The sequence below is a fragment of the Photobacterium andalusiense genome (genome assembly GCF_900185625.1).
Lineage (GTDB): Bacteria > Pseudomonadota > Gammaproteobacteria > Enterobacterales > Vibrionaceae > Photobacterium > Photobacterium aquimaris.
This window is the reverse complement of sequence record NZ_FYAJ01000003.1, coordinates 171,009-185,813: the sequence shown is the minus strand read 5'-3', so window position 1 is coordinate 185,813 and position 14,805 is coordinate 171,009. Positions and strand designations below refer to the sequence as shown.

At 40.9% G+C, this 14,805-nt stretch carries 16 protein-coding genes; 2 read left to right on the top strand and 14 right to left on the bottom strand.

Annotated elements, in window-relative coordinates:
- Window positions 1–9: 9 nt before the first annotated feature.
- From PAND9192_RS10000 to PAND9192_RS09940, 13 genes are all read right to left on the bottom strand, one after another.
- On the bottom strand, window positions 10–621 hold the full coding sequence (locus PAND9192_RS10000; RefSeq protein ID WP_087853683.1) for a DUF3261 domain-containing protein: 612 nt from the start codon (window positions 619–621) through the stop codon (window positions 10–12).
- A gap of 1 nt (window position 622) precedes the next feature.
- A complete protein-coding gene (locus tag PAND9192_RS09995) occupies window positions 623–2,995 on the bottom strand; it encodes an MMPL family transporter (RefSeq protein ID WP_087853682.1) in 2,373 nt (790 codons plus the stop codon).
- Window positions 2,979–3,656, bottom strand: a complete 678-nt coding sequence (locus PAND9192_RS09990; RefSeq protein WP_087853681.1) for a LolA family protein — start codon at window positions 3,654–3,656, stop codon at window positions 2,979–2,981. Before PAND9192_RS09990 ends, PAND9192_RS09995 begins: the two co-directional genes overlap by 17 nt.
- Complete coding sequence (locus tag PAND9192_RS09985) at window positions 3,643–4,083, bottom strand: acyl-CoA thioesterase (RefSeq protein ID WP_087853680.1); 441 nt, start codon at window positions 4,081–4,083, stop codon at window positions 3,643–3,645. The genes PAND9192_RS09990 and PAND9192_RS09985 overlap by 14 nt, the downstream gene beginning before the upstream one ends.
- A gap of 118 nt (window positions 4,084–4,201) precedes the next feature.
- Window positions 4,202–5,758 (bottom strand): HAL/PAL/TAL family ammonia-lyase, encoded by a 1,557-nt coding sequence (locus PAND9192_RS09980; RefSeq protein ID WP_087853679.1) that lies wholly within the window; start codon window positions 5,756–5,758, stop codon window positions 4,202–4,204.
- Window positions 5,748–7,436, bottom strand: a complete 1,689-nt coding sequence (locus tag PAND9192_RS09975) for a glycosyltransferase family 2 protein (protein WP_087853678.1) — start codon at window positions 7,434–7,436, stop codon at window positions 5,748–5,750. The genes PAND9192_RS09980 and PAND9192_RS09975 overlap by 11 nt, the downstream gene beginning before the upstream one ends.
- Entirely contained in the window at window positions 7,433–7,792 is a 360-nt protein-coding gene (locus tag PAND9192_RS09970; protein WP_234999061.1) for an ApeI family dehydratase, read from the bottom strand. The genes PAND9192_RS09975 and PAND9192_RS09970 overlap by 4 nt, the downstream gene beginning before the upstream one ends.
- A gap of 25 nt (window positions 7,793–7,817) precedes the next feature.
- The gene (locus PAND9192_RS09965; protein ID WP_087853676.1) at window positions 7,818–9,221 is read right to left on the bottom strand and encodes an AMP-binding protein; all 1,404 of its coding nucleotides are present in this window, start codon (window positions 9,219–9,221) and stop codon (window positions 7,818–7,820) included.
- A gap of 39 nt (window positions 9,222–9,260) precedes the next feature.
- Window positions 9,261–9,824, bottom strand: a complete 564-nt coding sequence (locus PAND9192_RS09960; protein WP_087853846.1) for a COG4648 family protein — start codon at window positions 9,822–9,824, stop codon at window positions 9,261–9,263.
- Window positions 9,825–9,829: 5 nt separating this feature from the next.
- The gene (locus PAND9192_RS09955; RefSeq protein WP_087853675.1) at window positions 9,830–10,087 is read right to left on the bottom strand and encodes an acyl carrier protein; all 258 of its coding nucleotides are present in this window, start codon (window positions 10,085–10,087) and stop codon (window positions 9,830–9,832) included.
- 5 nt (window positions 10,088–10,092) lie between these two features.
- Window positions 10,093–10,350, bottom strand: a complete 258-nt coding sequence (locus PAND9192_RS09950) for a phosphopantetheine-binding protein (protein ID WP_060996818.1) — start codon at window positions 10,348–10,350, stop codon at window positions 10,093–10,095.
- A gap of 43 nt (window positions 10,351–10,393) precedes the next feature.
- On the bottom strand, window positions 10,394–11,176 hold the full coding sequence (locus tag PAND9192_RS09945) for a lysophospholipid acyltransferase family protein (RefSeq protein ID WP_087853674.1): 783 nt from the start codon (window positions 11,174–11,176) through the stop codon (window positions 10,394–10,396).
- Entirely contained in the window at window positions 11,173–11,910 is a 738-nt protein-coding gene (locus PAND9192_RS09940) for a beta-ketoacyl synthase chain length factor (protein ID WP_087853673.1), read from the bottom strand. Before PAND9192_RS09940 ends, PAND9192_RS09945 begins: the two co-directional genes overlap by 4 nt.
- 255 nt (window positions 11,911–12,165) lie before the next feature.
- On the opposite strand from PAND9192_RS09940, the gene PAND9192_RS09935 reads away from it, so the two are divergent.
- Both PAND9192_RS09935 and PAND9192_RS09930 read left to right on the top strand, forming a co-directional pair.
- A complete protein-coding gene (locus PAND9192_RS09935; RefSeq protein ID WP_087853672.1) occupies window positions 12,166–13,233 on the top strand; it encodes a methyltransferase in 1,068 nt (355 codons plus the stop codon).
- 16 nt (window positions 13,234–13,249) lie between these two features.
- Complete coding sequence (locus tag PAND9192_RS09930; RefSeq protein ID WP_087853671.1) at window positions 13,250–14,494, top strand: NAD(P)/FAD-dependent oxidoreductase; 1,245 nt, start codon at window positions 13,250–13,252, stop codon at window positions 14,492–14,494.
- A 75-nt stretch (window positions 14,495–14,569) separates the two neighbouring features.
- On the opposite strand, the gene PAND9192_RS09925 is transcribed toward PAND9192_RS09930, so the two are convergent.
- On the bottom strand, window positions 14,570–14,782 hold the full coding sequence (locus PAND9192_RS09925; RefSeq protein WP_065167185.1) for a VF530 family protein: 213 nt from the start codon (window positions 14,780–14,782) through the stop codon (window positions 14,570–14,572).
- Between the last annotated feature and the right edge of the window lie 23 nt (window positions 14,783–14,805).

Here is a 14,805-nt window from a genome sequence, read left to right as displayed (position 1 = left end):
GAGCTGACATTATTGACGCTGATAGTGTAATGTTTTTATGGTGATTGTGTAATTAGGCTGGTGATTTACAAACGTAATTGTCCCTTTTAATTTATTCGTGTTTTGGTAGTTAATATCGGCGATAACCATGCCTTTATCATCGATAAGTTGCCGCTGGTTCGCGGTTTGCTTTAATTGCCAACCAATGTGCTGTAACGGTTGCTGCCATGCTGACAGTGGCCATAAGGTGATCATCATATTAAACAGAACTTGTTTTGGCTCTGGTAGGGTTGAACCTAAGCCTGGCATCACATAGGTAGTTAACTGCTGGTGGGTATAATCTAAGCTTAAAATACGCGAACCCCATGACGAAAATCCCGCGAGTGCTAATGCTTGTGGTGTGACTTGCAATTGCACCGGTAATTGATGATTGGTGTGTTGCCAAGTGGCTGTGATCAATTGACTGGCGGTTAATGAATAACCCAGTTGTGCCGGAGTGGGTAAGCTAACTAAGGTATGCGGTGCAATTTCAACTTGATTTGATTGCGGTTGAGAGATAGTCGCGCAGCCTGAAATAAATAAGGTTGTCAGTAATGCAATCAAGAAGCGATGTTTACTCTTGTTGTTAATAAAACGAGACATATTATTTAACTCCTGCTTTAGTCGTCGCTGCTGAAGAGGGCGTCATGGCCAAAGGCGCGAGTAACCATGCAATAATAATTCCTGTCAGTACCGTAATCCCAAAACTATGAATCGCTTGAGTCGCACTTAAGGCTAATAATCCAAATGATAATACCGTCGTTAATGCGGATAAAGTAATCGCTAATAATGTTGAACGGCGATGATGATCGTTAGCGGTTGATTTTAATTCTGCAAAAAAGAGGCTGTAGTCAATCCCAATCCCGAGGATTAATATTAACGCTAATAAATTAAACAGGTTTAATGGCGTACCACTGATACTGGTGATCGCAATCCCCGCACAGCCACCAATCACTGATGGCATGATCATTTGAAGGCCTTTCTTTAGCTTATAGCGCCACACTAACAAGGCTAAAATTACCATGGTTGCCGTAATTAATAACTCAGTTACGCGTTGGCGGTATTGTCCAAAAAGCTGTGATACTTCATCGGCTTTATTGAGGTAACTTAACTGACTATCTTGTGCCGCGAGATGTTTAATTGCGCTTAACTGGTTGACACCAGAGAGCAAAATAACCGCGCCATAGTTTTGTTCAGAAGGTGATTGATTTATTTTACCAAGCCAAGTGAAACGCAGTGGTTTTGATACTGGCGAAGCTAAATAGTCAGCAATGGTTAGTGGTTGGAATGTTGCTGTAAAGTGTGGCGGTTGGTTTAATTTTATTTTTTTATCTAGCTCAGGGCCTTGCTGTTGATATAAATGTTTAACTAATGCGAAGTTATGCTTTTGAGTTGCAATCGACGGTAAGTAATGGCCGATACTTTGGTAGCTATCAAGTTTGTGAGTAATTAGTAATTTGTCGAGTTGTTGATCGACGGCAGCTAGCTTTGTTAATAGATCTTGTGCCGTTTTGGCTTTAACGAGCAACATTTGCTGACCACTACTCACTCCTGTAATTGCTTTAATGGTTGCTTCCTGCTGTTTGAGTTGCTGTGGTAATGCTTGTAGTTGGCGAATATCGTCATCATAGTGAGTATGATATAAACCGACTAATGAAGCTGTTGCTAATATTAATGGCACACTCCAACGAACGCTCGCTAGATGCCACAATTGTAGCCACCCATTAAGTAACTGACGGCAAGGTAATGGTCGAGGTGAACACGGCTTTGATGCCAAGCTTGGATACCAACACACAACCGTGGCATAAGCGGCAATTAATCCTATTGCTGAAAATAACGATAATTGCTGTAGTCCAGGAAAAGGCGCGACTAGCATGCCTAAATAGCCAATCAAGCTGGTAATTAGGCCTAAGCTAATTGCGACCAAAATATGCTTGAGCCCTTGGTGTGGATTCCAATCTTTGCCTGCGGCTAATCTATCGGTGAGATAGTGAAATGCATAATCAATTGAGACTCCAATTAAACTGGCACCAAACACGAGACTAAACAGATGCACTTTGCCAAAAATGGCAACGGTACCGACAAATGCAGCAATAAGACCACAGCTAATGGACAATAACGCCAATGCTAGCGGTAATGGACTGCGATAGACCACCACCAATAACACAAGGATCCCTAATAGCGATCCTAAACCTATAGTACTGATTTCTTGTTCAGCGCTTTGAGTGCCGTGAGCCGCATAAAAAATCACCCCTGTATGTAAAATATCGACTTTTTCTGTTGCAGTAGAATACTGGTTAATAATCTGCTGTTGTAACGCATTAAGAGCCGGTAATTGGTGTTGTAATTTAACGCTATAAGGGGAACCGGTGAGCTCTGCAGTAATTAAAGCGTAATGTCGGTGATGATATTGAGTGGTCAAAAAACCATGATTAAGACTGAAATGACCACTTTGAGCGCTTAGCTGGGTTAAAAAGTCACGAAATAATAAAAACGGATCGTGTTTAAGCTCAGCACCTGTCACTCCAGAAAACGGATTATACAACGCTTGTAATACTTGCTCAGTTTGTTGGTGTGGGTTGTGTGCTAACCGTTGCTGTTGTGCTGGCGTTAATAGCTGAAACCGCTTTGGGTAGTACAATTGTGCCCAAGCTTGTTGTTGGCTATTACTCATCTTTGCATCAATATTGGCAAATAACCCCAGGTTTTCCAGTTGCTGACTAAATTGTTCAGCAGCAGCGATCATGGTGGCGCTATTTGGGCTGCCAACTAAAAAGATCACCTTATTACTCATGCTAGTGGCGATATGATCAAACGCTTGCTGAGCGGCTGGATCTTGATCATTTTTGGGTAATAACGCCAGAATATTAGTTTCAATGGGTAAGTGTTTATTTGCGGTGAGTTGGTAGCCTAAAGCGGCAACCAACAGCAACATAATGATAAGCCATAAGCGGCTAAGGTTAGAATTTGAAAACACGGTGTTCTTCTGTGGTTAGCGAGGCGGGTGTTGTGCGCTGGTGGCTAAAAGTAATCACTGTTTTATCACCCCGAACTTCAGCCAATGTAAGTTTATTGATGAACTTATTTCCTGCAAGAGTAATACGCGTAAAGACTTTATTTAATGGCGCTTGTTTAGGAATTAATACGAGTTGCCACTGATTGGTACTGTTGTTAGCGTCTGCATTATTGTTATCAGTAGCTAAGGTGGTCAGTTTCAAATTAAATTGTTGATCTAATGCTGAAGTATCACCGTTAAAGAGGGCTAAGAAGATATGGCTAAAATAAAACACCATCGGGTTTTGATCCGCTGACATAATTTGTGGCGGTTGATTATCAAATTGCTGGCTAAGTTTATTTTGGGTTAACACTAATGAGACTGCCATTGGTGCCGTTTGATGCCACCATAGCCCTTGATTAGCTGCAATGACAAATTTGCCATTTGACACCAAGGGTTGATTAAACATTGCCATGGTTCGGCTTTGACTAAAATCGCCACGCACGACCTTAGGAGCAGAAAGGGTCTGTTGGAGTTCGGTTAATGTCATCGCTTGAGCTGATAAACTAATGCTTGCTAACACAGCCCACAAGATCTTATTTCGCCACCATTTAAGCGTTGTAATTGAATTATTGATTTTCATGCCAAGCCTTTATTTTATCAGTAAAAACAGTGGGTGAGACAAAGCACATTTCGTGATTTTCAATCCCGACTGCTACCTGCATTGTGTAGCCTTTTGTCATTCTGGTGTTAGTCGCGGCATCGTAGATTATATAATCAACCCGCAGTCGATTTTCCCATTCAGTAAGGGTTGCTGTTATGTGAATTTGATGATCAAACGGAATCGGTTTTATATATTTTACGCGCGTATCAATGATAGGCCATAAGTAACCAGAAGCTTGCATATCACGATAGCTATAATTGATTTTTTCCATCAATAGTCGGCGTACTTCCTCAAAAAAACGAAAGTAATTACCGTGATAAATTACGCCCATCGGATCGGCATCTTGAAAATGGGTCGTTAATGTCAGCTCGGCAGTCAGTAAAGGCATAGCAGAATGTGAAGTCATGGGTTACTCAGTCATTGTTAAAGTTAAAACGATACATCAAAGCTAACCATCATCGAATGGCCCTGTACTAGGGTCAAGGCCACGTAAGATCAAAGAGTAGTTAACCGATCATTAGCGATCAATATAATGACCAATGTTGATGTTGGATCTTATTAATGAAATGACGTAAATCTTGTTCTAATGGGCGATCTTCAATCACAAACTCAAAATCACTCAGGACGGCTTGTTGCATCGCTTGTAACGCTGGGCTGATATTGGTATCTGTTAGCTGATGCTCACGTTTACGCAGTTCAATGGCTTGAGTTGCCGCTAATAACGAGGCGGCAGTAACTTGTTCTGTTAATTGTAATACGCGCAAACAGTCGCGAGATGCAATGGTGCCCATACTGACTTTATCTTGATTATGGCATTCAGTGGAGCGTGAAAATACGCTCGCTGGCATGGTGTGTTTTAACGCCTCAGCTGTCCATGCAGAAATACCAATTTGGACTGCTTTAAAACCATGATTAATCGGCTTACGTTCACCTGTCGCGCCAGTTAAGTTAAAAGGTAATCCGTTATTGAACTTATAATCCATTAATTGTGCCATTTGACGATCAAGCAAATCAGCGATATTAGCCACTGCTGTTTTAAGCATATCCATCGCCATTGCAATATGACCACCATAAAAATGACCACCATGCAGTACGCGTTCGTTATCGCCATCAATGATGGGATTGTCATTGGCGCTATTGAGTTCATTTTCGATCATTTGGCGCAGCCATGGCAGGCTATCTTGCAGTACTCCAATCACATGTGGCGCACAACGCAACGAGTAACGATCTTGCAAACGATCACTGTTACGAGGTGGACGCTCAGCTTGCAGATCTGAGCGTAACCAGCTGGCGATTTGTTGTTGGCCTGGGTGAGGCTTTACTGCAAATAAGGCCTCATCAAAGTGGAAAGCGTTACCTTGAATACCCACTGACACCATCGCAGTAATTTTAGTTGCTAATTGGGCCAGATATTCTGCGCGTTTATAAGCAATACAAGCTAATGCGGTCATCACTGAAGTACCGTTCATTAATGCTAAGCCTTCTTTAGGCTTGAGTTTGATAGCTTCGATACCCAGTTCTTTAAACACATCTGCGGTTGGGCGAATTTGACCTTGATAAATCACTTCGCGCTCACCAATAAGTGTCGCTGCGAGATAAGATAATGGGGTTAAATCACCACTAGCACCGACTGAACCTTCTTGTGGAATTCGAGGGCTAATATCATGATTGATCAAAGTAACAATTTGATTGAGTAGTGGGTGACTAACACCAGATACGCCCTGAGCCAATGAACATAGACGAGTCGCGAGTACAGCGCGCGCTTGTTGATGATCAAGATCATCGCCTAAACCACAGCCATGAAAGCGAGTAAGATTAAGCGGAAGATCATCGACAAGGTGAGTTGGGATCGCCACGGTGCATGAATCACCGTAACCTGTGGTCACGCCATATATGACCCCTTCTTCTTTTAATAATCGTTCAAGAAAAGCAACGCCGCGATCGATTTTATTGGTAAATGCGGCATCAGTGTTCATTTCAGCTGCAGCACCATTACTGATTGCAACCACATCTTCAATCGTGAGTCGTTCAGCACCAAAGCGAATGGTTTGTTGAGGGATTGTGTGAGAGTTATTTGTCATCTTTTTTTCCACTAAGCTGCCAAAAATTGAAAAAGTTGTACCATTGTAATGGCGCTTGTAGCGTGTAGTGCTCAAGGCGAGTTGCATAGTGCTCAACAACTGTTTGTAGAGCGGCATTACGAATGGCGCGGGGTAATATTATTTGCTCACTAAATGATTCAAAATAGACATCGAAATGTGGGGTTGCTTGGCTATCATCACGTAGGCCAAATAATAAATAAACCGGGGTTTTTAGGATCGCAGCAAGAATAAATGGTCCTTGTGGGAAAGGCGCTTGTTGGCCGAGAAAATTAGCCCAACTGACGCGAGTTTCATTGGCAACTGAGGTACGATCGCCAACGATAACCACCCATTCTCCTCGTTCTATTTTTTGTTGAAGAATAATCGCAGTATCAGCGCCGAGTTGATTAACATGAATAAGATTAAGGTTAGAATCTGGATTGATTATGTTTAAAACATGATTAAAACGCGCCGCATGCTCAGTAAAAACTAACGCATTAATTTTGATATTTTTATGACGTTGGCTAAGGGCTCGACATAATTCAAGATTACCTAAGTGCGAGCCAATAATGACCACACCTTGCTTACTGGCAACAATATTATCAAAGTGATGCTGACCATGAATAGTGAGATTATTGGCGTCATAATCACCTTTCCAGGCGGCAAGTTTATCAAGCGTTGTATGACCAAATGACAATAAATGCTGGTAGCTAGAAAGATTTGTTGGTAATTGCAGTTGTTGTTGCTCGGCATAGTGATGCAATTGTTGTAAATAATGCTCTGAAGCCTGACGAGCGCTTTTAGTGGTTAAATAATAATAACCAATCACTAATTTTAATAAGCCATTAACGGCTTTACGTCCTAGCAGGCTATAGATAGCCAATAGAATTTTGATACCTAAAATAGTGCCGCGTTCGCTATTATTTGACCAGTGCAGTGAGCGTGAGTGGCGACGTTTGAGTAACTTTGGTATGCGTGGCAACATACCGCAGAATAATTTGGTATGCATCCAACTGATTTTAACGTTATCCCATAACGCATCAAAATGAGAAATTCCTCCCTCAGGATAGATAACCTTGGTGTCTATAAATTGAATATCGCCATTATTCCAATAGAAATACACCATTATTTCAGTATCAAATTCCATTCTCTGACTAAAATGGCGTTGTGCTAATAGCGGGATTATTGGCTCGATAGGATAACTACGAAAGCCGCACATACTGTCTTTAATATCGAATGAGAGAGTTTCAATCCATACCCAAAAATGGGTGATATAGCGACCGTATAAGCGTGATTTAGGCACTGAATTGTCGTAAATCGGTCTGCCTGAAATAATAGTGTTAGGGTGTTGATGTGAAAGACGAAGTAGATCTTGTAATGCGTCAAGATCATGTTGTCCATCAGCATCTATTTGAATCGCATGGCTATAATTATGTTGATGGGCATGATGTATCGCTGCGATTACTGCGCCACCTTTACCACGATTTTTGGGTAAAGTAATGACAGTGATATTATCACGCTGCGCCTGTTGAGTAAGGATATCTTTGGTCGATTGGTTACTACCATCATCAATAATAATAATGGGATAAGTAAACGTGTCTAATGCATCAACAATAGCAGGTACAGTTTGACCGTGGTTATAGCAGGGGATAATAAAACAGGGGTGAAACCAACTCATGCTGCGACTCTCATGCTTATTTTGCCAGAAGAGTGAATAACTTGTTCGTTTTCAGGCGTCATAGAACTAAAGCTAAAATGTAATTTTTGTTTGTCAACGATCCAATCAAGCGTCAGGATGATAGTGCTATTGGGTAAAATAGGTTGTTGAAATTTAATCACATCCATTCCTCCAAACGCGGTTGGCATCTTTTGAAAACAATCTCGTGCAAAATGGACTGCCCAATCAAGCTGGCTGACACCAGGTAATAACGCAAAGCTTGGAAAGTGGCCTTTAAAATCATCTAATTCGCTGTCGACACATAAAGTAATAACAGCATGATGGTCAACAATATGGCAGTCAACTAAAGTCGGCATTGGTCTATTCATTGGTCGTTATTACTTATTGGTTAGAAAGGTTAAACAGATTTTCAAGATCACGAATTAGTCGTTTGCCTTGGCTATTTAAGGGAATTTCAGTCACTGGACGAAAATGACGAGGAATAGCGATAGGCTCTATCCATTGGCGTAATTGTTGACGTAACAGTAACCAAAATTTGCCTTTTCCCATGTGCTCTAGTTGTTCAACACCTTGTGCCGTTAGAGTGATCACCGCGCCAATATGTATCCGCTGCTGATACTCTAACGGCAGTACTGCCGCTTCATTGATGGATTCAAGTTGGCACAATCGCTGTTCAATTTCAGTGAGCGATATGCGTTTCTCTTCAATTTTAATAACGCGATCAGTGCGGCCTTTGAGTTCAAAATGGTCATCGTCAACCAATACACAGTGATCACAAGTCTGATACCAATGTTTGGCATCGACAAAAGGAGAGCAAATTTTTAAGCATTGCTCAACATTGAGCGCAATCTTAACCACTTTAAAACGTGACCATGGCGTGGTGGGCTGCTGTTGCTGACGATAACCAATTCCCCCAGTTTCAGTACTGCCAAATACTTCAAAAGGCAGTGTCTTACATAATTGTAGACACTGTTGCGCCGCAAGAAAGGGCAGAGGGCCGCCAGATGAAAATATCGCCTTATACGGTGTCGCTGTGACATGATTATTAAGACGCTTTAATAATGCGGGGCTACTGATTAAGGTGCTATTGGTTGAAGCTTGCGCTGTGACCTGTTCAGGATATTCAAGATTAAAGCAATCAAAACTACGTCCGCTACATAACGGCCACAGTACACGAAATAATAAGCCATAAATATGTTGATGCGAGACCGTACTGCAAATATGGCTGTGGCGTAATTGTTGACCCCAAATCGTTTCCAGTTGAGCGATTTCGTTATCGAGTAAATCAAGGGTTTTAATGATCGCTTTAGGCGTGCCACTTGAACCAGAGGTAAACAAGGTTAATTCAATATCAGTTAGCGAGAGTGCTGAAAAAACCACCTCAGCTTCTACTAGTTGCTGTTGCTCATTGAGTAAGGTTGAGATATTGATAGCGGTTAATGAAACATCAACAGTCATTTCTGCATCATGTAATAGCACATCAAAATGTGCACTTAATTCAGCTAGTGCTGCGGGTTGATGATTGCTGGGTAATATCAGTTGCTTATTTGCATGAATAACAGCCATAAAAGCGACGGCAAACACATAGCTATCTTTGCAACACACTGCAATTCGAGATTGTTCTATGGGTGCTAATTGCTGGCTTAAACAACAAACATCTGCTCGAAACTGCGTCCATGAATGCTGGCTGAGACCATTAATTGCCACTGGATTAAGATGATGAGTAGGGCGTTGCATTAAAGTCGATAGTGAAATTAATGCAGCAGGTGTTATAGCTGTATCCATGACCGTTCTCGAGGGGTTATAATAAAAGTTAGTGCTTACTTAATCGGTGTTTTTACGGCGATACCACTGGCGAAATACCCACTCAGTGCCAAATAAGCTGCCTGCTAATATATAGCTGATAAAACCGTTATATAATGTCCATATGTGTAATGACATCAGACAAGTAATGAAAGCAATAGTGCCATTGATAATAAAAAATACGCACCATATCTGCGTCACTTTACGGGTGTAGCTTACACCGCTAGCAGGTAAATCGGGTTCTTGTAAGCGTGCAATCCGCTCGATTAAGCTTTGTTGTTGCCATAAACTGCTACTAAATAGCCCTAGCATTAGTGCATTGACAATAACCGGGTAATAGAGCAACAACCCATGTTGCCGAAAAAGTGCACCTAATGTGACTAAAGTAATGCCTGCGCCACCGCTTAACCAGCCAATATATTTTAGTTCTTTAAGTTGCGTCTGCTTCGCTGCGATAATTCGAACAATGAAAAATACTGCCAATAAAGCACCAACGGTTACTATTCCCCAACGATTAATACCGTAATAAACGGCAACAGGGTAAGCAATTAACGCTAATGCTGACAATATTGTTAGCAGACGCATTATCATTATTGAGCCTTAAGTAAATCAGCAACAGCGATAACAACATCATTAACGGTGCGTACTGTTTTAAATTCATCTGCTTGAATTTTTTTACCGGTCAAATTTTGTAATCGTACAACGAGATCAACCGCATCAATGCTATCAAGATCAAGATCTTGATAAAGATGTGAATCTAAATGGATATCGCTAGCATCAAGCTCAAACAGCTCAACTAAAAGTGTTTGAACTTGGTCAAAAATCTGGTCGTTATTCATTTGAGTCATAATAATTACGCTTTGTTCTGGAAGATATAATCAGCAAGATTAGCCACTGACGCAAAATGTTGACGGGTGTTAGTGTCATCAGCATCAATAACAATATTGTATGTTTTCTTGATTGCGAGCCCAAGCTCTAGGGCATCAATAGAATCTAACCCGAGGCCATCGTTAAACAGAGGGGCATGGGTATCGATATCCTCAACGGTAATATCTTCCAAATTTAACACATCGATAATTAATGTTTTTAATTCTGTATGTAGTTGTTCCATATTACCTACTTCTGGTTAAGGTTAACGACAGTATAAATGTAGCTTAACTATCGGTTGGAAAAATAGCACTGGCTAAATGTTTATTAAGTTGTCGAGCCGCTGTTGTTGGAGAGTGATGTTCGGCTAAATACGGTGTGACACTGATTTTATTTTTTACTTCAATGAAAAAAAAGGGTTTTTGATCGGGTATTTGATACCACTTTTGCTGTTTAGTTAAAAAGGGCGGTGATGCTGTTATATGAATTACTCGTATATTAACCTGACTACGGATTGCAATTTGTGCCGCTCCACGCTGTAATTTTGCCGCTGCAGTGGTTGTTGTACGGGTGCCTTCTGGAAATATCAGTAACACATTACCTTGTTGCAAACGCTGATTACAGGTGTCTAACAGAGATTCAGGATCGCGATTAGGAATATAACCCGCGGCTTTAACAATGCCCTTAATAAAAGGATTATGCCAAATAGCCGCTTTAACAAGGCAATCGCATTGAGGCAACTGCGAAGCAATGAGTACATAGTCAATTAAGCTGGGATGATTGGCAACAATGACGCATTGCTTATCAGTTTGCAGTGCCGCTAAATTATCAAACCGATAATCAATCACTTTTAAAAATCGCATCGTACGACAAAAAAAATCAAACGTGCGCTGAATAATAGTTTGGACTTTCATTTCACGTTGCTGAGCATTTTTACTGAGTCCTGATATTATCGGGAATACAATAAAAGTAAGTACTAACGCACCACAGCCAAACAGAGCAAAACAGCCACCGGTTGCAATAAACCGCCAACATTTATTAAGCCACTGAGTGATAGAAGCTGCTGTCATGATTGATGTTGCCACAGCCAGTGTTTATTTTGAGCCTCAATAGACCATTGAGTATTCTGATTAGCAAGATGCTTAATTATCGTCAGCGTTTGTGGATAGCAACTCACTGTATGGTGGCCTTGAGTGGTTAATGTGGTTGTTGGTTGCCAATTTAGCTGGTAGTTATGGCCTTTTGATATCACCATCGCGAGTGCAAAGCTTGGATAGTGATGATGTTCAAACTGTTGGTATGATGTCGGTAGTGGTTGATCAAAATCGACCACTAATACACGATGTTGTGGGTATTGATTGAGATAACAGGCGGCTTCAATCAGTGCCATATGCAGGTTGTTCTCGCCGCCAGTTAATGATGTTACTGCGATGGGTTGCTTAGTGGCAATAGTGTATAAACCTGCTGCGGTGTTATGGACCGATTGTGAAAAAGCAATCGGTGAAGCGTCATCACCATTAATAATATTGTTAATTAAATCGACGGTACGGTGTAATTCGCCATGACGACTGGCAAAAACAATATAATCAATACTATTTGATTCAGTGACCAACAAAGCGGCTTGCAGTGCCAATTTACTCAGTGGACTCATACGGCGGCGCATCATTGGTGGAATTTTATCGGCTGCTGGTGGTTGAGGATCTATTAGTGATGGGGTGTTAGCCCAACTCTGCCAATCTTGTTGGGTTGCTAAACCTGGGGCTAGGGCAATCCAATGGTCAATATTGAAATGAATGGTATTCATATACTCCACACAAACAGCGACATAATTATGGCATTGGTAGCAATAAGACAAATAAATATAAAGTTTATCATTAAATCAATCAGATAACTGTGCAATTTATCAGCATCAATTAAATCTTTTTATTTTGATGGCATATTTTTTAGATTATTGAGATTGGAGCAATTATTAATATTGTTTGTTTTTAAACAGTACATCTTGAAATCAACCCATTAAAATAGCGATATCATTTACTTCCACCTTGATTATAGGCTCAGTGTGACAGGTTTTACTAACGATCCATTTAATGCATTAGCTGCGAAAACAGAAGCTCAAAAATTAGCTTTTTCGCCGATTATTTTTCATACTGCTCGAACGTTACGTGATTTAAAAATATTACAAGTATTGGATGATGCAGGTAATAATGGACTTAATGCTGAACAAATTTCCGTCGCAACCGAGGTGTCAGAATATGGTGTTAAAGTCTTATTAGATATGGCGTTAAGTGCCTATATCGTCACTTGGAAGCAGGATAGATATTGTTTAGCTAACCTTGGCTATTTTTTATTACATGATGGTATGACCAATGCCAATATGGATTTTACGGCAGATGTTTGTTACGCCGCAATGATGCATTTAACACAATCTATTCAACAAGGTAAACCAGCTGGGCTTAAAGAACTCGGTGATTGGCCAACAATATACCAAGGGTTATCACAATTACCGCCTCAAGCGAAACAAAGTTGGTTTGCATTTGATCATTTTTATTCTGATCGTTCATTTCCGTTGTTATTAGATAAAGTTTTTACTCAGCCACCATTGCGAATTTTTGATATCGGCGGTAATACTGGCAAGTGGGCATTACAATGTTGTCAGCATAATAAAGATGTCGAAGTGACGATTATTGATTTGCCTCAACAGATAGCTGTAGCCCTTGAACATGCACAACAAGCCGGATTTTCTGATCGTATTAAAGGTTATGCCGTTGATATGCTTGATCGCAAGCAAGCTTTACCCCAAGGGGCTGATGTGTGGTGGATGAGCCAGTTTTTAGATTGTTTTTCACCGATGGAAATTTTAAGTATTTTACGTCGTGTAAGACAAGCAATGCGTCTTGATGCCAAAGTGTATATTTTAGAATTATTTTGGGATGCTCAGCGTTATGAGGCTGCCTCTTATTGTTTAAATGCGACCTCGCTATACTTTACTTGTTTGGCGAATGGAAATAGTCGCTTTTATCGCAGTGAAGATTTTCTAGAACTGGTAGCAGAAGCTGGTTTTATTGTGACAGAACGCGAAGATGATATTGGCTTAGGCCATACGTTACTGACGCTACAAGCAGGGTAAAATAAGGATAGTGATTGTGACTCAACAACAGCGTACGCAAGTCGTGATTATTGGTGCAGGTCCTTCTGGAGCTGTTGCTGCAGCATTATTACATCAACAACAGATTGACGTTATTGTGCTAGAAAAAAGTACCTTTCCGCGTTTTTCAATTGGCGAAAGTTTATTACCTGCATGTATGGAGGTGATAGAGCAAGCTAAGATGCTTAATGCTGTTACGGCTGCGGGATTTCAGTTTAAAGATGGAGCAGCGTTTCGTTATCAAGATAGGTATACTACTTTTGATTTTAACGATAAATTCACAGTCGGACCTGCAACAACTTATCAAGTTCAGCGAGGACAGTTTGATAAAGTATTAGCTGATGAGGCGGTAAGTCAAGGCGTTGAGATTCGTTACGAACACAGCGTTGAAGCGATTGAATGCTTAGAATCTAAGTCAGTGCTTACTGTCACTGGAGCGGATAAAAAATCATATATATTAGAAGCTGACTTTGTACTAGATGCCAGTGGTTTTGGGCGAGTATTACCACGATTACTGGCGTTAGATAAGCCATCACACTTGCCACCACGCCAAGCGATATTTTGTCATGTTACCGACCATATTAATGCAGAAAAGTGTTCGGTTGATTATGATCGTAATAAGATTTTAATATCCGTTCATCCTCACTCTGCTGATGTGTGGTATTGGTTGATTCCGTTCAGTAATGGTACCTGTTCACTAGGTGTCGTTGCTCCACCACAGTGGCTAGCTGATTATGGTGATGATTCACTCGCTGTATTAAAACAGCTAGTTAATGAAGAACCGGGGCTGGCAACAATTTTAGCCGCGGCAGAATACCCAATAAAAGCGGCAACCATTGAAGGTTATTCTGCCAACGTCACTCAATTGGCAACCTCAAATTATGCTTTGTTAGGAAATGCTGGTGAGTTTTTAGATCCGGTATTTTCTTCAGGTGTCACTATTGCAATGAAATCGGCACAATTAGCAGCCAACGTATTAACGCGTTCATTCGCCGGTGAGCAGGTTGATTGGCAATGTGATTATGCACAACCCCTGATGCTAGGTGTTGATACGTTTCGTACTTATGTTGAAGGATGGTATTCAGGTGAGCTACAGCGTGTGATTTTTCATCCCAATCCTGATAGTAAAATTAAACAAATGATTTGCGCTATTCTTGCAGGCTATGCATGGGATACTAACAATCCGTTTGTGACTCAATCCCAACGTCGATTAGCGGTTGTTGCAGCCCTTTGTGCTAAATAAGTAAAGCATCTAATTAGCCGTGACATTCAACATCTTATGATGTGATGAATATCGCGGCTTTTTTATCAGTGATGACTAGCGAACCATATCAAGGTACAAGTTTTCGACTTTTGTACGTGCCCATTCGGTCTTACGTAGAAATTTGAGGCTTGATTTGATGCTTGGATCATCATTAAAGCAACGAATGTTAATCCGTGCCCCTAATTCATTCCAACCATAATGCTCAACAAGCTCAATCAATACTTTTTCTAACGTAATGCCGTGTAGCGGGTTATTTTTCTGTGTCATGTTATATGCCGTCTTAGTGACTG

Coding starts and splice junctions, on each gene's coding strand:
- PAND9192_RS09960 (WP_087853846.1), bottom strand. CDS start 9,824: ATGCGTCTGCTAACAATATTGTCAGCATTAGCGTTAATTGCTTACCCT.
- PAND9192_RS09985 (WP_087853680.1), bottom strand. CDS start 4,083: ATGACTTCACATTCTGCTATGCCTTTACTGACTGCCGAGCTGACATTA.
- PAND9192_RS09970 (WP_234999061.1), bottom strand. CDS start 7,792: ATGCCGACTTTAGTTGACTGCCATATTGTTGACCATCATGCTGTTATT.
- PAND9192_RS10000 (WP_087853683.1), bottom strand. CDS start 621: ATGTCTCGTTTTATTAACAACAAGAGTAAACATCGCTTCTTGATTGCA.
- PAND9192_RS09945 (WP_087853674.1), bottom strand. CDS start 11,176: ATGACAGCAGCTTCTATCACTCAGTGGCTTAATAAATGTTGGCGGTTT.
- PAND9192_RS09965 (WP_087853676.1), bottom strand. CDS start 9,221: ATGGATACAGCTATAACACCTGCTGCATTAATTTCACTATCGACTTTA.
- PAND9192_RS09955 (WP_087853675.1), bottom strand. CDS start 10,087: ATGACTCAAATGAATAACGACCAGATTTTTGACCAAGTTCAAACACTT.
- PAND9192_RS09975 (WP_087853678.1), bottom strand. CDS start 7,436: ATGAGTTGGTTTCACCCCTGTTTTATTATCCCCTGCTATAACCACGGT.
- PAND9192_RS09940 (WP_087853673.1), bottom strand. CDS start 11,910: ATGAATACCATTCATTTCAATATTGACCATTGGATTGCCCTAGCCCCA.
- PAND9192_RS09990 (WP_087853681.1), bottom strand. CDS start 3,656: ATGAAAATCAATAATTCAATTACAACGCTTAAATGGTGGCGAAATAAG.
- PAND9192_RS09925 (WP_065167185.1), bottom strand. CDS start 14,782: ATGACACAGAAAAATAACCCGCTACACGGCATTACGTTAGAAAAAGTA.
- PAND9192_RS09950 (WP_060996818.1), bottom strand. CDS start 10,350: ATGGAACAACTACATACAGAATTAAAAACATTAATTATCGATGTGTTA.
- PAND9192_RS09980 (WP_087853679.1), bottom strand. CDS start 5,758: ATGACAAATAACTCTCACACAATCCCTCAACAAACCATTCGCTTTGGT.